Source organism: Sediminibacterium sp. FW305-C-49, assembly GCF_058231085.1.
The window spans coordinates 1216143-1234310 of sequence record NZ_JBIQXS010000002.1; the positions used below are offsets into that span (position 1 = coordinate 1216143).

Consider the following 18168-nt stretch of genomic DNA (forward strand, 5'->3'; position numbering starts at 1 on the left):
TTTATGTCTTGTAGTGACAATTTATTTCTTGTCTTCGGCGGCTTTACCCAGTGGTTTATTTTTTGCAAAATCTACCAGAATAGGTGCTGCTACAAAGATGGATGAATATGAACCGGTGATTACACCAATCAACATGGCGAAAGAGAAACCTCTTGTTACTTCTCCACCAAAGATGAAGAGGATCAACAATGTGAGGAATACCGTTACAGATGTCATAATGGTACGGCTCAATGTTTCATTGATCGCTTTATTGATGATGAAGCCATTGCTCTGACCTCTCAGTATACCGCTGTCTTCACGTATACGGTCATATACGATTACAGTATCGTTCATTGAGAAACCGATTACCGTAAGTATGGCCGCAATAAAGTGCTGGTCAATTTCAAGTGGGAACGGTACAAAGTTACGGGCATAGCTAAACACGATCAGGGTTACGAATACGTCGTGCATAAGCGAGAAAATGGTACCCAGTGAATATCTCCAGTCACGGAAACGGATAAAGATGTACAGACAGATCACCAATACTGCCAGGAAGGTAGCTTTTGTAGCACCTGCTTTCAGATCATCAGAGATCGTAGGCAATACAGTTTGTGAGCTCTGTTTGTATTTGGTTTCAAAATCACGGAAAGAAAGTCCGGCAGGTAATTGTTTCTGCAAACCAGCAAATAATTTCTGCTCTACTTCAGCATCAACCGTATTACCGGTTTCTTCAATTTTATAAGAAGTAGTGATATTTAACTGACTGTTGCTGTTAACGGTTTTAATGATGGGTGATTCACCAAAAGTTGCTTTCAGTTGATCACGCACTTCTTCTACATTAACCGGCTTGTCGAACTTGATGGTATAACTGCGACCACCAGAGAATTCCACACCCTGATCAAATCCGTTGAAGAAAGTAGAAATGCCCAATACAAAGATTACGGCTGAAATGATATAAGCCACTTTTCTGTATTCAATAAACCTGAATGCAGCTTTCTGGAATATTTTCTTAGACAGATCGGTAAAGTAATCGAAGTGACGGTTTTTATTGGTGTACCAGTCAGTGATCAAACGCGATACCAGAATACCGCAGAACAACGATAACAGGATACCAATGATCTGTGTGGTAGCAAAACCTAACACAGGACCGAGACCAAAGTAGGCAAGGATAATAGCCGTTAACAGGGTGGTGATGTGACCATCTAGTACAGGTGCCAGTGAACGTTTGTAACCATCGTTTACTGCTGCCTGGTAACCTTTACCCTTTGTTAACTCTTCCTTGATACGTTCAAAGATGATTACGTTGGTATCTACTGCCATACCAATGGTTAGTACCAGACCGGCAATACCAGGTGCGGTTAAGGTAAAGCCTAAAGCACTCAGGATACCGATGGTGAACAATAAATTCAGGATCAGGGCAATATTGGCAACCCATCCGCCGGTATTGAAATATACCAGCATGAGTATAAAGATCACAAGGAATGAAATACCAAATGATAAAGCACCGCCTTTGATAGATTCGCTACCCAGGGTAGGACCTACCTGTTGTTCCTGTACAATTTTAGCAGGAGCAGGCAGTTTACCACTTTCGAGTATTTCAGACAGATCCTGCGCTTCTTTCAGGGTATAGCTACCACTGATTTGAGAATTACCTGTTGTAATTGGATCGTTTACATTCGGAGCAGAATACACAAAATTATCCAGCACAATAGCAATAGGCTTGCCCACGTTACGGGTAGTCATTTTAGCCCAGATATTGCTACCTACTTTATCCATATTCATTTTAATAGCAATACGGCCACGCTCATCAAAATCCTGAGAAGCGCTGGAGATATGATCACCTTCCAGTTCCGCCTGACCATTGTCTAAGGTCTTAATGGCATAAAATGCAAGAATATCTCTCATGCTGGCTTCAGAAGATTCTGTTTTACCATACATGAATACCAGGTTAGAAGGGAATTTTGCTTTTACAAAATCCAGTTTCAGGTAATCGTTCAATGTACCTGTGTCTTTCGACTGTATATAACCCAATGCAGCAGGGAAGATGGTTCTTCCTGATGCCTGGTCAGCATAAGGCTGAGCAAACTGAATTAAACGAGCAATCGGGTTTTGGTTCAGGCTGTCTTTAGGAACATTGTTCTTGGCTGCAGCTGTTGCAGTGCCTTTATTTAAACCAGACAGTGTTGCTGTTTTGGTGGTATCGGTTGATTCTTTTACCGCTGCGGTTGCAGTGGTATCTACTTTACCGGCACTGGTATCAGCGGGCTGAATACCATTCAGGTAATTCTGTACTGCTTTATCTGCAGCAACAAGTCCTTCCTGTAAATCGCGGCTTTCAAAAGTATATACTTCAAAAAACTGGAGGTTGGCGGTAGATTGTAAGTAAGCTCTAACACGTTCTTTGTCGTTTACACCAGCCAGTTCAATGTTAATAATGCCCTTGGCAGGATCAGGATTGATGGTAGGAGAAGCCACGCCAAAACGGTCGATACGCGTACGAAGAATACGGAAAGTATTATTAAAAGCCGCAGTTGCCTGGTCTTTCAAATAATTACCTACTGCATCATCTGAAGCGTCAAACTTTACTTTGCCCGCACTCCGGGTAGCAAAGAAAGGCGCCAGGTTACCAGATGGATTCAGTTTCTTGTATTCTTCACGGAAAAGCGTGATGAGGTCGGCGCCACTATTTGCTTTGCGGGCAACAGCAGCATCCAATGCTTTATTGAATACGGGATCTTTTGTATAATTAGAAAGCGATTTAATCAGACCATCCAATCCCACTTCCATGGTTACGCTCATACCGCCCTGCAGGTCGAGACCCAGCATCAGTTCTTTTTCTTTTGCACTGCGGTAAGTGGTCAAACCAAAAGCCAGCTTGGTGTCTTTGGTACTATCCAGTAAACGCTGCAGACGGTCTTTTTTTACTTCTGAAAGACTGTCAGCGTAAATAGCCTGTAGTTCTTTGTTACCGGGGTATTTTTGTTCCGGAGAAGGGAAACGGGCAATCCAGGCCTGGGCCTTGGAATCCATGGCTTTTTCATGACTGCGCACAAACCAGGTAAAGGATAACTGGTAGAGGCAGATTAAAATCAGGGCAATCGCAAAAAATCGCACTAAACCTTTCAGTTGCATATTAGTAAGGGTTTACAAAAAATTTTAGAGCGGCAAAGATAGGGGAATGGTAATGAAATTTACCAGTTCTGCCAAGTTTGGCTTTTGGGGTTCAAAAAAAGAGATAACTGCTTATCTGACAAGCATTTGAATACACTGTCACAGGCGGTTTTCCTTGTCTTATGCACAGATGTTATAAAAAAGCCGGATAAGCATGGCTTATCGGGTCTATTTAACATCTGTCAATGTTACATCAAAAAACAGGGGGCTATTGGGTGGAATAGAACCCGATCCTGAACAACTGTAGGCCAGTGCAGAAGGGATGACCAATAAAATACGGCCGCCTTTTTGAATAAGAGGGATACCAATTTTCCAACCCTCAATAACACCACTCAAGGGGAAGCTGATCGGATTGGCAGTAGCATCGAAAGTGGTTCCGTTTAGTAATTTACCGGTATATACAGTAGATACGATGTTATTTACATTTGGCGCATTACCAGAACCCTGGTTAATCACCTGATAGAGAATACCACTCGAATGTTCTGTATAGCTAATACCATTGGTTGTACAATAAGCTACCATATCAGCTTTCTCAGAAGCGGGCGTTTTGGGCTGACAACCTGATTCCTGTTTGCCACAGGAAAGAAAAAGACTGGAAATTAATACACTGAGTAAAAGCAAGGTTCTTTTCATGGATAAATTCATCTGTTTGCGTTATAGACCATTTTTTAGCCCATGGGGCTGCTTATAAATTATTTTTTTCATGTGACTTTTTTCTGGCCAGCAACTCACGGTACTGCTGTTCTTTAGATTCCCACCGGAATTTGCGGTATATAAAAGCCATAAAAAACGAAATGCCCAGTATAGCTATTAAAAACACCACTGAACTCATCCTCGAATTGGCCACCATATTGGCTCTTTCATACCAACCAGAAAAAACAACTGCAATCAGACTTACACCTAATACAAAACCTGCAGACAAACCAATCATGAATGGGCGTGTACTGTGTTTTTGCTGTAAACTGTTTTTCTCCCAGTAGCGGATAAAAGCTTCTTCGTCCTCCGTTAACATTTGGCAAATGTAAGTGAGCTATGTAAATATTGTTTCAAAAAGCAATCTATAAGAGGTAACTACGTCTCAAAAAACAGTGTTTATCTTTTGCACTTTATGATTGCTGTAACATCCATTTATAACAAAACAGCAGATACATCATTGTATGGCTTTAATTTTGTTACCAAATCGGCCATATTAGTGAAGCATCTTTCCGCAGTCAATAAATATTTTTGGAAATACAGGTACCGTTTCTTTCTCGGAATATTATTCGTTTTACTTTCCAACTACTTTGCTGTGCTGGCTCCCCAGATCACAGGTTATGTGGTAAATGCGGTACAGCAGCAGCTTCCCGGTGCCAGGACAGCAGCCAATAAACCTATAAACGATGAACTCGTTGCCATTTTCATACAGTGGGTGAGTCATGCCAAATTCAGTTTTACCGGTCTGGTGGCTATATGTAGTATCACGATATTAATATTGGCTGTCCTGAGAGGAATCCTGATGTTCTTTATGCGGCAAACCATCATTGTGATGAGCCGGCATATTGAATACGATCAGAAAAACGAGGTTTTTCAGCATTATCAATTGTTAGACACCGGTTTTTATAAAACGCATAGTACAGGAGATCTGATGAGCAGGATTACAGAAGATGTTAGCCGGGTAAGGATGTATACCGGCCCAGCCATTATGTACCTGATTAACCTCATCAGTCTGATTGGTTTTTGCGTGGTAAGTATGCTCCGTAAAGATGCCATGCTAACCCTATATGTATTGGCACCTTTGCCAATTTTAGCGATTACGATTTATTGGGTGAATAGTATCATCAACCGAAAAAGTGAACGTATCCAGGCATTACTGGCTAACCTGACGACCAATGCGCAGGAATCATATTCTGGCATCAGGGTCATCAAATCTTTTGTACAAGAGAAGGCAATGTTGGGATTTTTTCAGAAAAACAGTGAATCCTATAAGAAAAATGCTATTGGTTTAGCCAAAGTAGAAGCTATTTACTTTCCAAGTATGGCACTCATGATTGGTTTGAGTACCCTCGTAACCATTTTTGTAGGAGGGATGCAGGCCCTTCAGGATCCGACAAAAGTCGGTTTGGTCGTTGAATTTGTCATTTATATAAACATGCTCACCTTCCCGGTGAGTGCCATAGGCTGGACGGCTAGCATGATTCAAAGAGCGGCAGCTTCACAAAAGCGACTGAATGAATTCTTACAAACCAAACCGGTGATCGGAGATGAGGACGTGCTGAAAGAGGAGAAAATAAGTGGTGATATCGTCTTTAACCAGGTGTCTTTTACCTATCCGCACACAGGTATCCAAGCCATCAGAAATCTGAACCTCACTATACGAAAAGGTGAGAAGCTGCTGGTTTTGGGAAAAACAGGAAGTGGAAAATCGACATTGGCCCAGTTATTACTTCGATTTTATGACCCTACCGAGGGTTCAGTTAACGTTGGAGGAAGACCAATAAAACAGATCCCTCTACAGCAATTACGATCACAAATCAGCTTTGTGCAGCAGGATGTATTTCTCTTTAGTGACAGCGTGAAAGATAATATTGGTTTTGGCTTGAATGAACCTGCTACCTTAACGATGGTAGAAGAAGCTGCCGGTTTTGCCAGCGTACACAAAGAAATTCTTGGGTTTAGTAAAGGCTACGATACCATGATTGGTGAACGTGGGGTAACATTAAGTGGCGGACAAAAACAAAGAATATCCATCGCCAGAGCATTGATTAAAAATCCGGAAATAATTGTATTTGACGATTGTCTGAGTGCAGTGGATGCAAAAACAGAATTCGAAATCATTAGTAATCTTTATAAGTTCTTACATGATAAAACGGCCATTATCATCACTCACAGAATTTTTTCCAGCTTTAAATTTGATAAGATCATTGTACTCGATAACGGAAGCCTCAGCGAGTCAGGTACCCACGAAGAACTGATGCGGAAGAATGGTTATTATGCAGAATTATACCGGCTGCAGTTAACTGATGTCAAAGAGGATGCACAGAAGGTACAAGTGCTGGAAAATAAATAATCCGGGTTTTGCTCTTATGGTTTAAACCAACTGAATACTGTTAAATGTAGCCAACGTAAGGAGCTCGAGGCTTGTCGCTTGTAGCCTGTAGCTTGCCTTTTCATTTAGTTTTCATAAAATTTTGGTAATTCCCAAACATCCCTATATTTGTCAGGCATAAAAATAAGAAAACCAAAAAACAACAACTGTGGCGTACGAGAACAACGACAAAAAAATGGAAAGTGTTTACAGCAAGCGAATCAGGGCTGGAAAGAGAAGAACCTATTTTTTTGATGTAAGGGCTACTCGTGGTAATGATTATTACCTCACTATTACCGAGAGCCGTAAGCGTTTTGATAACAATGGTTACGACAGACACAAAATCTTTCTGTACAAAGAAGATTTTAACAAGTTTATCAAAGCATTGGGAGAAGCTATTGATTATGTGAAGACAGATCTGATGCCTGATTTTGATTTCGACGCATTCAACCATGAATACGATGATGCAGAGGGCGGAGAAGGTCAGAACGACAGCTATGCGGCTGCCGAACCTGAAACGGAAGAAGTAAGTGCTGCTGCTCCTGTAGCAGTTGCTGCAACCCCCATTACCGACGCTGCTGCTGCATCAACCACTGCTTCCGAAGAAGTAGATAAATGGTAAAACAACCAAAACCAACTGTAAAAGCCGGTCTAAGACCGGCTTTTTTAATATGGAATAAGGAATAAGAAACATGAAATCAGAAAGTATATATCATGTCTTCACTTTCTGATTTCATGTTTCTTATTCCTTATTTATAGTTTCTTGATCATCCAGATATCGCAGCCATTGTGTCCGCTATTACCCATGGGGCCATTAAGATAGCTAAAGCCGAATTTCTCGTAAACACTAACTGCTTTTTTCAGTTCCGGCATGGTCTCCAGGTATATTTGATGGAATCCTTTTGCTTTGGCAGCTTCCATACATTTTGCAATCATCGATCTTCCCAAACCCATACCACGTGCAGTGGGGGAGAGATACATTTTAACCAGCTCGCAAGTGCCTTCAGGTAACGCATCAGTTGGATAGATACCCGCGCCACCTAATAAAACTCCATCTTTTTCCGCCACAAAATATTCGCTCAATGCCGATGCCTGAAACAATTCAAATAAATGATCAGTGCTATCGTCATAATAAACAGTCCCAGGTTTATTGGCTCCAAATTCTTCCAGTGCACGCCGAATAATTGCTGCCATGGCAGCATTGTCTTTTGCTTCGATATGTCGTACAAGGATGCCTTCCATTATCCCTTTCTGAATTGTTTATAGGCATTGATCAGTCCATTGGTGGAACTGTCGTGTGAACTGATGTCTTCTTCATTCGATAATTCCGGTAATACACGATTGGCTAATTGTTTACCCAGTTCAACACCCCACTGATCAAAACTGAAAATATTCCAGATAACACCCTGTACAAATATTTTGTGTTCGTATATGGCTATCAGTTGACCAAGGTTGAATGGATTGATCTCTTTAATAAGTAGAGAGTTGGTGGGTTTATTGCCCTCAAATATTTTAAAAGGACTCAGTTTTTTTATGTCTTCCTGGCTTTTATCCTCCTTCATCAGTTCTATTTTCACTTCATTCTCCGATTTGCCATTCATCAGTGCTTCTGTTTGTGCAAAGAAATTGGACAATAGTTTCTGGTGATGATCTCCAATCGGATTATGGCTGATAGCCGGTGCTATAAAATCGCAGGGTACCAATGGAGTACCCTGGTGCAACAACTGGTAAAAAGCATGCTGACCATTTGTGCCGGGTTCACCCCATATCACAGGCCCGGTGCTATAGTTTACAGGATTACCACTTCTGTCGATGCTTTTTCCATTACTCTCCATATTTCCCTGCTGAAAATAGGCCGCGAAACGATGCAGGTACTGGTCATAAGGCAAAATGGCTTCACTCTGGGCACCAAAAAAATTGCTGTACCAGATGCCCAGTAATGCCATCAGCACAGGAATATTTTTATCAAACTTCTCTTTCCTGAAATGTTCATCTGTAGCAGATGCTCCTTTGAGTAATGCTTCAAAATTGTCGTATCCAATGGTTAAAGCAATTGATAATCCAATTGCACTCCACAATGAATAACGGCCACCTACCCAGTCCCAGAACTCAAACATGTTTTTCTTATCAATACCAAAAGCGGTTACTTCTTTTTCATTGGTACTGAGTGCCACAAAATGTTTGGCAATATGTTTTTCGTCCTCGGCTTTTTCCAGGAACCATTTCCTCGCCGTATGGGCATTGGTCATGGTTTCCTGTGTGGTGAATGTTTTGGAAGCAATGAGAAACAATGTTTCTTCCGGACGAACCAGTTTCAGCACTTCGCTGATATGTGTACCATCAATATTGCTTACAAAAAAGGTTTCAATGCCTTTTTTCCAGAAAGGTTTCAGGGCTTCTGTAACCATGACAGGACCAAGATCGCTGCCTCCAATACCAATGTTGACGATAAAGCGGATTTTTTTTCCGGAATATCCTTTGTGTTTTCCGCTATGCACTTCTTCACAGAAGGTTTTCATATGTGCCTGTACTCTCTGCACATGCGGCATAATGTCTTTACCATCTACCAGAATAGGCGTATCGGAAAAATTACGCAGTGCAGTATGTAGTACTGATCGTTGTTCTGTTTCATTGATCTTGATGCCGGCAAACATTTCATGAATGGCCTCTTTTAACTTGCAATCTTCCGCCAACTGTAATAACAGTTGCAGGGTTTTCTGGTTGATGATGTTTTTGGAATAATCAAACAGTATATCACCTAAACGAAGAGAGAATTTTTTAAAGCGGTCTGTATCCGCGGCAAACAAATCGCGCATATGTCTGCGGTTCATCTCTTCCTCATAATGTTTCTGCAACAGGAACCATGCCTGGGTATTCGTAGGGTTGATCTTCGGTAACATTTGCTTGCTTGCTCTTTTTATTTCGTTTAATCCTGGCTTATACTACAACCGTTCTAAAGGGATTTCAAAACATTTAGTGTATCCTGAATTTTGGCAGGAGTAATATCCAAATGCACCACGAGCCTGATCTGTGTAGGAGATATAGCTATGGCAAGGATATTGGATCGTTGGAGGATAGTCACCAGATCGGGGGCAGTAAAGCGTCCCTTCACTTCAAAAATAATGATATTGGTTTCAACAGGGAGAATTTCTCCTACAAAATCTTTTTCTTTTAATGCCTGAGCCAGTATTTGTGCATGTTCATGGTCTTCTTTCAGTCTTGCAACCTGGTGCTCCAGTGCATACAAACCTGCGGCGGCTATATAACCAGCTTGTCGCATACCACCTCCAAACACTTTACGGTAACGTCTGGCTTTTCTGATAAAATCGCCTGGGCCTACCAACACACTTCCAACAGGTGCCCCCAGTCCTTTGCTTAAACAAATAGAAATAGTATCAAATACATCTCCATATTGTTTGCAGGTTTCGTTTTTAGCCACCAATGCATTGAATAAACGTGCTCCATCGAGGTGCAGTTTCAAATTATGTTTAATGCAAACTTCTTTAATGGCTTCTATATCACTGAACGCATAACAACTGCCACCACCTCTGTTGGCGGTATTTTCCAATGACACCAATGTGCTCACCGGTTTGTGAACATCATCGGGATTGATGGCAGCAACAACCTGTTCAGCAGTAATTCTTCCACGGTCACCAGACAACAACCTCACAGAACAACCTGAATTAAATGCAATGCCACCTCCTTCATACTGGTATACATGCGAAAGATGATCACAAATCACTTCATCACCGGGTTGGGTATGACATTTAATGGCGATCTGGTTGGTCATCGTACCACTCGGACAAAACAATGCAGCTTCTTTACCAAAAAGAGCGGCTGACAATTTTTCCAGTTGATTTACGGTAGGGTCTTCATTGAAAACATCGTCTCCCACCGGGGCTGAAAACATTGCCTGCAACATAGCGTGAGTAGGCCTGGTAACTGTGTCGCTTCGAAAATCGATCATAGGTCTCAAAGATAAGGTCTTGAATATTGAGGGCAGAAATTGATTGCTCCGTTCATCCAAATTATAACATAAAAGCAAAAATAATGTTGCAACTGTGAATTTTTCCTGTTTAACTTTACTGGCTCATTGTATAAAAAGAACTATTTTTTGTACAACAGTTGAACCCCATGTGCTGCAAATAAACTACCGGTTGCCATATCGCCATACCTGAAAAGCGAAAAGAAAAATTATGATGTTATCAATCCGATCCTGGTGCAGGATCAGCTCAATATATGCGTTGATATTATTGAGTTGTTACTGTACCGCACAAACCAATACCGACAGCAGTGTTTTACGAAATGCTTCGCTTGAACAGGTAATTCAATATGCATTGCAGCACCAGCCTGCATTGCGGCAATCAGTAATTGATGAACAGATTGTTGAAACCACACTGAGAAATAAACTCTCTGCCTGGTATCCACAATTAAACTTCAATTACAGCCTGCAACACAATTTTCAGGTGCCTACCAATATTATTGGAGGTAATCCGATCAGACTGGGTGTAAATAATACATCAAACGCACAACTGGCTTTTTCACAGAATATATTTAACCGCGATGCCTTACTGGCCAACAGAAGTAAGGATGATGTAAGAACACAGGCCAGGCAAAATACCGGCATCAATAAAGTGGAAGTGGTAAGCAATGTATCCAAAGCATTTTATGATGTACTTGCCACCATACAGCAGATTAAAGTATCAGATGAAAATATCATCCGTATACAGAACAGCCTTAAGGTTGCCACGAGTCAGTACAAAGCCGGTATTGCCGACAAAACAGATTACAAACGTGCCACCATTTTGCTGAACAATACCAAAGCAACAAGGGCTTCTAACCAGTCGGTACTCGATGCCAAAATGAGTTACCTGAAAAACCTGATGGGCTATCCGGACAGTGTTGTACTTAATATTAGTTACGACAGTTTATTACTGGAAAAAGAAATCGGCCTTGATACCATTCAACAACCCGATATCAGCAAAAGACCAGAGTTTGGTTTTCTGCAAACACAACAGAAATTACTGAATGCAAGTTTGCAATACGAAAAATGGGCATTCCTGCCACAGGTGAGTGTGAATGGTGCCTATAATTTCAATTACCAGAACAACCAGTTTGGAAAACTGTATAGTAATAATTTTCCCAGTTCTTTTGCAGCACTCACACTTTCATTTCCTATATCGCAAGGCGGCAAAAGAAAAGCCAATATAGATCAGGTGAACTGGCAGATCAAACGAAATGCACTGGATATACTACAGTTTGGTCAAACCGTAAATACACAATATGCACAGGCTCTGGCAGCCTATAAAAGTAATTACAGTAATTACCTGGCCCTGAAAGAAAACCTGGAACTGGCAAAGGAAGTGTATGGCGTGATTGATCTTCAGTATAAGGCAGGTGTAAAAACCTATCTCGAAGTAATAACGGCAGAAACCGATCTAAGAACTTCCCAGATCAATTATTACAATGCGCTTTACCTTGTATTAGCCAGTAAAGTGGATGTGAGACGTGCATCGGGACAAATCAATTATTAATTCATTTTTCAACTTCATACTATGTTTTCCAGTTACAAATCATATTTCATTGGCATAACTACTTTGGGTTTTATAAGTGCCTGCAGCAATCAACAGCCTGCTGCACCGGCAGGGCCGCCGCCGGCAGTTGCAGTAACCATTGATACGGTTGAACAAACAGCCGCCGTATACCATGATGAATATCCGGGTACGGTGGTGGCATTGAACCAAACCGATATCAGGGCACAGGTGAGTGGTTATATTACCGGTATCTTTTTTCGGGATGGTGATAAAGTGCAGAAAGGACAAAAACTTTACTCGATAGACGCACAGGTGTACAATGCGAATTATCAGCAGGCGCAGGCCAATCTGCAGGTACAGGAAACCAATCTTTTAAAAGCACAGAAAGATGCCGATCGTTATCATGAGCTCGATAAAAATGATGCCATTGCCAAACAACAGGTTGATTATGCCGATGCAGCACTGGCAGCTGCCAAAAAACAGGTAGAAGCAGCCAAAGCAGCACTGAACAGTGTAAAAAGTACGGTGAATTTTGCTACCATCTATGCGCCGTTCTCCGGTACCATTGGTATTTCACAGGTGAAAGAAGGAACAGCGGTAGTGGCCGGACAAACTATTCTGAATACTATTTCAACGAATGATCCTATTGCAGTTGATTTTGAAGTGAACCAGCAGGATCTGTATCGCTTTATTCAATTACAGCAGCAGGCAAATCTTGATTCTACATTTACACTTGCTTTCGGAAATGATATCTATCCTTTCTCGGGAAAAATCAGCCTGATCGACAGGGCGGTGAATCCGCAAACTGGTACCATCAAAACAAGGTTAAGTTTTGCAAATGGAAAAGACATGTTGAAACCAGGTATGACCACTTTGGTGTGCGTGCTGAATAAACAAAATACAGCAGCAGTTATTATTCCTTACAAAGCTGTAACTGAGCAGTTGGGTGAGTTTTTTGTGTATGTAGTATCAGACAGTAATACAGTGAACCAACGAAAACTGAAGCTTAGTAAGCAGATCGGTAAAAATATTATTGTAACAGATGGTCTCACAGCAGGAGAGAAGATTGCAGTAGAAGGTGTGCAGAACCTGCGTGAAGGTGCGAAGATTGCGGTACCGGCTAAACAATAAGCATATCCTTTAAAACAAAAAGAATGATCGCAGATATATTTATTAAAAGACCGGTTACTGCCATTGTGGTATCCATTGTAATTGTACTGGTGGGATTGATCTCACTCAGCACATTACCGGTGGCCCAGTATCCGGATATTACACCACCTACGGTTGCCATCAGCGGAAACTATTTTGGTGCCGATGCACAAACAGTAGAACAAACAACGACTACCGCCATAGAATCGCAGGTGAATGGTACACCGGGTATGACTTTCATTAACAGTAACAGTACCGGTAGTGGGCAAAGCAGTATCACTGTTACATTCGATGTTGGTACCAATATTGATCTTGCCACACTCGATGTTCAAAACCGTGTGGCAGTAGCAGAACCAGGTTTACCCGATGCGGTTAAACGTCTTGGCTTAACCACCCGTAAGAGAAACCCAAGTATCATGATTGCCCTTGCTTTGTATTCTCCCAATGGCACTCATGATGCATTGTTTCTGGGCAACTATGCCAATATATACCTCAAAGATGCTTTGCTGCGTGTGAAAGGTGTGGGTGATATTGTTGCGCGTGCCGATGATTTTGGTATGCGCATCTGGCTCGATCCACAAAAGCTGGCGGCATTATCGCTTACGCCAGCCGATATCAATGCAGCATTAACAGAACAGAACTTACAGATTGCAGCAGGAACTGTTGGTGGTAATCCACAACCGGGTACACAGGTATTTGAATACAATGTGTTGACCAATAGTCGCATCAATACCAAAGAACAGTTTGAAAAAATTATCGTTAAAACGCAGCCCATCAATGGTAGTATTGTGTACCTGAAAGATGTGGCGCGTGTTGAACTGGGTAAATTCGATTATTCAACAAATGCATTTGTAAATGGTAAACCCTGTGCTTTTGTACTCATTTACCAGGCACCCGGCGCCAATGCACTCGACACCTATAATGGGGTAGTAGCTGCGTTGGAAAACATGCGCAAAACATTTCCAAAAGATATCGACTATCTCATGCCACTTGAAACTGCATCGGTGGTAAAAGTATCGATCAGTGAAGTATTGGATACATTGATTGAGGCATTGTTCCTGGTGGTATTTGTAGTCTTCCTGTTTTTACAGAACTGGCGTGCTACCTTAATTCCGGTATTGGCCATTCCTGTATCGCTGATTGGTACATTTATATTCTTCATTCCATTTGGTTTTACCATTAACACGCTCACTTTGTTTGCCTTTGTGCTGGCGATTGGTATTGTGGTAGATGATGCCATTGTGGTAGTGGAAGCAGTACAACACAATATTGACCACGGAAAAATGTCGCCTAGAGAGGCGACAAAAAAAGCCATGAAAGAAATTTCAGGGCCTGTTATTGCCATTGCTTTGATTCTGGCAGCCGTATTTATTCCCGTTGGGTTTATTCCCGGTATCGTGGGAAGACTGTACCAGCAGTTTGCCATTACGATTGCCGTTTCGGTGCTTATATCGGCATTTGTGGCACTTTCCTTAACACCGGCATTGTGCAGTATTATGCTCAAGCCCTCGAAAGCGGAAGGTGCTAAGAAAAACATATTGGATCGCTTCTTTGCCAGCTTCAACAAAGGTTTTGACCGTGTAACCAGAGGTTATGGAAGAAGTGTGGGTAAATGGATCAAAGCCACACCTTATGTGTTGGTAATGATGGTTTGTTTATTCGCAGGATTGTACATCATGTTTAAAAACAAAGCTTCCGGATTCATTCCCAATGAAGATGAAGGACGTTTATTTGTTACCTATGAAATGCCGGAAGGAACGTCTACCACACGCAATATTGCGATGATGAAAGAATTGCAGGCAAGAATCACATCTATTCCGGCAGTAAAAGTAGCAGGTGGATTGGCTGGTTTAAACTTTATCAGCTTCTCCACTAAATCGAACACGGGTACTGTATTCGTAAGTCTCAAACCTTGGGATCAGCGAAAATCGAAAGAACAACATGTGCAGGGTGTGATTGCAGACATTCAGAAAAAAGTGGCAGACATCAAAGAGGCAAGAATTATTCCTATTGCTCCACCTGCCATACCTGGATTGGGACAAACTTCTGGCTTCAGTTTTGCATTACAGCAAACCACCAGCACCGATAATATCCAGCAGTTTGAAGCAGTGGCCCGGAAATTCATCGGTGCACTGAACCAGCGTCCGGAAGTTGGTTCAGCCTATACTTTTTTCTCTACCAAAACACCGGGTTATAAAGTAGATGTTGACAAAGAGAAGGCTAAGAAAATGGGTGTGTCCATTGCAGAACTCTATGCTACCATTTCTACTTTATTGGGAAGTACCTATGTGAATGACTTCAATATTTATGGAAGAAACTTCAGGGTAGTGGCTCAGGCCGACAGTAGTTTCAGGTCATCCATCGGTCAGTTATCGAACTATTATGTAAGGAATAACCAGGGTAGTATGGTTCCGGTGTCTTCACTGGTAACCACAACAGTAATAGAGAACCCTACATTGATTAACCACTTTAACCTGTACCGCTCAATAGATATCAATGGCACACCTAAACCCGGTTTCAGTAGCGGACAGGCTATTCAGGCCATCCAGGAACTCGCTGCAAAAGAATTACCCGCAGGGTATGGATATGAGTTTACAGGCATGAGTCGGGAGGAAATAAAAGCAGGCGGAAGCAGTACTTATATTTTCGCGATTTCGATTGTATTTGTGTTTCTTTTCCTTGCTGCTTTATATGAAAGCTGGTCCATTCCGTTCTCGGTATTATTTGCCGTACCGATTGGTGCTTTTGGATCGATATTGACACTTACTTTCCTGACATCAATAACCAATAATATCTATGCACAGATCGGTTTGATTACATTGATTGGTCTGGCAGCCAAAAATGCCATCCTGATTGTGGAGTTTGCCAAAGAAAGGGTTGATAAAGGGGTAGAAGTGGTACATGCAACCTTACAGGCTGTTGAATTGCGTCTCCGACCTATTATTATGACCTCATTTGCGTTTATCCTGGGCGTATTACCCCTGGTATTTGCCAGTGGAGCAGCGGCAGAATCAAGGAAAACGATTGGTTGGACGGTGTTTGGTGGGATGCTGGCAGCTACAACGCTGGCCATTTTTGTGGTACCGGTACTATTCGTGCTGTTTACCAAATTAGCCTATGGTCGTAAGCTGAAGCGGTTAAGGGAAGAGCATAAAACGGAAGAGACTGTTGATCAATCGATTGCAGAGGGCAGGATAAGTTAAAATGCAGGATTTTTTGCCCATTTATGTAAGTTTTTCCACAAAAACTGGCATATTCGGAGCTTGCGTCGTACTTTTGCACGCTTCTGAAAGCGGGTTTGCTGCTAAATTTTAACGAAACAGTTGACAGCTTTTATGCAACATTCAGGGTCTAATAGTCGTTTATATAAATAGATAATAGCACAACATGAGGCAGCTCAAAATTGCAACACAGATTACCAATCGCGATTCCCAAGCCGTTGAGAAGTACTTACAGGAGATCTCAAAAATTCCGATGATCACACCTGAGGAGGAAACTACGCTGGCACAAAGAATCAAAATGGGTGATCAGCGAGCACTCGACAAACTGGTGCAGGCCAACTTACGTTTCGTGGTATCTGTTGCTAAGCAGTACCAACACCAGGGCCTTTCTCTTAGCGATCTGATCAACGAGGGTAACCTCGGTTTGATAAAAGCAGCCCAGCGTTTCGATGAAACCAAGGGTTTTAAGTTCATCTCATACGCCGTATGGTGGATTCGCCAGTCCATTTTACAAGCGTTGGCAGAGCAGGGCAGATTGGTCCGCTTGCCTCAAAACAAAATTGGCACTTATAACAAAGCTAATAAAGCCTATATGGCTTTTGAACAGGAACATGAGCGTGAGCCTTCAACCGAAGAGCTGGCCGAAATCCTGGAAATGAGCGAAACCGAGATCAACAACATCTTCCAGAGCAACACCCGTCACACTTCACTCGATGCACCTGTGCACGAAGCAGAAGACGTAGCCATGGGCGACCTGTTGGAAGGTAGCGATGATACCGATGATGATGTGATGAAAGACTCACTGCGCGAAGAAATCCGCCGTGTACTCAAATCACTCAGCCCACGTGAAGCCGAGATCGTAAATGCGTATTTTGGTCTCGACGGTGAAAATGGGGTAACCATTGAACAGATTGGTATGAAATACGATCTTACCAAAGAACGTATCCGCCAGATCAAGGAAAGGGCCATCAAACGTTTACAGAAAGCGCGTTACAGCAACGCACTGAAAGCGTACCTCGGTTAATTCAACCCAACATTGACGAAGCCCCGACAAAAACGTCGGGGCTTTTTTATAACATTTAGATCACGCTATTTGAAATAAATTTGTACCATGAAACGCTGGACAGGATTTTTTCTGCTGATGATTTTACTGACTGGTTGTGAAAGAGATATCGCCATCACACCCAATACCGCTGCACCCAAACTCGTAGTAGATGCCGAAATAGAAAACAATCGGCCTCCCATCATCCTATTGAGTAACTCACTCAATTTCTTTTCCAGCATTGATTCTGCAGAACTGGCCAATTCTTTCGTTCACAATGCGGTGGTAACCATCCAGGAAGGGAATACGGTGTACCCAATGAAAGAATTTGAAGTGAGAGGTGCCAATGGTAATCGAATTTTTTATTACAGTAATGACCCGCTCTATCCGCAACCATTGATAGGGCAACTGGGTAAGCAATATAAACTCAGCATCGTTGTAAATGGGCAGACTTACAACAGTGAAACAGCCATACCGCTGTTAACCAAAACAATGGATTCAATCTGGTGGAAAAAAGCACCCAATAATGAAGACAGTACAAAAGTAGTGATCATGGGTCGTGTGAAAGATCCACCCGGATTAGGCAATTATATCCGTTATTTTACCAGTGTCAACAACCAGCCCTTTTTACCAGGCGGCAACAGTGTGTTTGATGATAATATCATCGACGGAAAAACCTATGAAATACAGATCGATAAAGGTGTGAACAGGAATGAAGAGATTGATTTTGAGGAATATGGATTCTTTAAAAAAGGAGATACTGCCACTATTAAACTCTGTAATATTACCAAACCAACCTACGATTTCTGGCGCACCTGGGAATTCAATTTCCAATCTGTCGGAAATCCTTTTTCATCACCAGGTAAAGTCATTGGCAACATCAGTAATGGGGCATTGGGTGCATTTTGTGGCTATGCAGCCCAGTATCGTAGCCTGATTATCCCCAAATAACCCCTGATTGTGTAAAACACAAACCCATTAACTGCAAGGGTTGTATAAATTTGTTCG

The 18168-nt window shown here is 42.0% G+C and carries 13 protein-coding genes; 7 read left to right on the forward strand and 6 right to left on the reverse strand.

The features are described 5' to 3' along the window. Positions 1-21: 21 nt before the first annotated feature. From secDF to ACH3Z1_RS12850, 3 genes are all read right to left on the reverse strand, one after another. On the reverse strand, positions 22-3111 hold the full coding sequence (gene secDF / locus ACH3Z1_RS12840; RefSeq protein WP_490822375.1) for a protein translocase subunit SecDF: 3090 nt from the start codon (positions 3109-3111) through the stop codon (positions 22-24). A gap of 207 nt (positions 3112-3318) precedes the next feature. Further along, positions 3319-3783 carry an FKBP-type peptidyl-prolyl cis-trans isomerase gene (locus ACH3Z1_RS12845; protein ID WP_490822376.1) on the reverse strand — a complete coding sequence of 155 codons (465 nt, stop codon included), beginning with the start codon at positions 3781-3783 and terminating at the stop codon, positions 3319-3321. A 52-nt stretch (positions 3784-3835) separates the two neighbouring features. Continuing rightward, positions 3836-4162: a hypothetical protein gene (locus ACH3Z1_RS12850; protein ID WP_490822377.1), complete on the reverse strand. Its 327-nt coding sequence runs from the start codon at positions 4160-4162 to the stop codon at positions 3836-3838. Positions 4163-4258: 96 nt separating this feature from the next. Between ACH3Z1_RS12850 and ACH3Z1_RS12855 the strand changes: the two genes are divergently transcribed. Beyond that, positions 4259-6196, forward strand: a complete 1938-nt coding sequence (locus ACH3Z1_RS12855; protein WP_490822378.1) for an ABC transporter ATP-binding protein — start codon at positions 4259-4261, stop codon at positions 6194-6196. 187 nt (positions 6197-6383) lie between these two features. Beyond that, complete coding sequence (locus tag ACH3Z1_RS12860; RefSeq protein WP_490822379.1) at positions 6384-6836, forward strand: DUF3276 family protein; 453 nt, start codon at positions 6384-6386, stop codon at positions 6834-6836. 131 nt (positions 6837-6967) lie between these two features. Here ACH3Z1_RS12860 and ACH3Z1_RS12865 read toward each other — a convergent pair whose 3' ends face one another. Genes ACH3Z1_RS12865 through ltaE form a run of 3 tightly spaced genes read right to left on the reverse strand, consistent with a single transcriptional unit; the run spans position 6968 to position 10181 of the window. Beyond that, positions 6968-7456 carry a GNAT family N-acetyltransferase gene (locus ACH3Z1_RS12865; protein WP_490822380.1) on the reverse strand — a complete coding sequence of 163 codons (489 nt, stop codon included), beginning with the start codon at positions 7454-7456 and terminating at the stop codon, positions 6968-6970. After that, positions 7456-9114: a glucose-6-phosphate isomerase gene (gene pgi / locus ACH3Z1_RS12870; protein ID WP_490822381.1), complete on the reverse strand. Its 1659-nt coding sequence runs from the start codon at positions 9112-9114 to the stop codon at positions 7456-7458. Before pgi ends, ACH3Z1_RS12865 begins: the two co-directional genes overlap by 1 nt. A gap of 53 nt (positions 9115-9167) precedes the next feature. Then, the gene (gene ltaE / locus ACH3Z1_RS12875) at positions 9168-10181 is read right to left on the reverse strand and encodes a low-specificity L-threonine aldolase (protein ID WP_490822382.1); all 1014 of its coding nucleotides are present in this window, start codon (positions 10179-10181) and stop codon (positions 9168-9170) included. Positions 10182-10410: 229 nt separating this feature from the next. On the opposite strand from ltaE, the gene ACH3Z1_RS12880 reads away from it, so the two are divergent. The 5 genes from ACH3Z1_RS12880 to ACH3Z1_RS12900 all read left to right on the forward strand — a co-directional run bounded on the left by ACH3Z1_RS12880 (position 10411) and on the right by ACH3Z1_RS12900 (position 18111). Beyond that, on the forward strand, positions 10411-11748 hold the full coding sequence (locus tag ACH3Z1_RS12880; protein WP_490822383.1) for a TolC family protein: 1338 nt from the start codon (positions 10411-10413) through the stop codon (positions 11746-11748). 21 nt (positions 11749-11769) lie between these two features. After that, positions 11770-12879 (forward strand): efflux RND transporter periplasmic adaptor subunit, encoded by a 1110-nt coding sequence (locus tag ACH3Z1_RS12885; RefSeq protein WP_490822384.1) that lies wholly within the window; start codon positions 11770-11772, stop codon positions 12877-12879. 23 nt (positions 12880-12902) lie between these two features. Beyond that, positions 12903-16100 (forward strand): efflux RND transporter permease subunit, encoded by a 3198-nt coding sequence (locus ACH3Z1_RS12890; protein WP_490822385.1) that lies wholly within the window; start codon positions 12903-12905, stop codon positions 16098-16100. Between the two features lie 184 nt (positions 16101-16284). Continuing rightward, a complete protein-coding gene (locus ACH3Z1_RS12895) occupies positions 16285-17142 on the forward strand; it encodes a sigma-70 family RNA polymerase sigma factor (RefSeq protein WP_026770093.1) in 858 nt (285 codons plus the stop codon). A gap of 87 nt (positions 17143-17229) precedes the next feature. Beyond that, the gene (locus ACH3Z1_RS12900) at positions 17230-18111 is read left to right on the forward strand and encodes a DUF4249 domain-containing protein (protein WP_490822386.1); all 882 of its coding nucleotides are present in this window, start codon (positions 17230-17232) and stop codon (positions 18109-18111) included. The last annotated feature ends 57 nt before the right edge of the window (positions 18112-18168 follow it).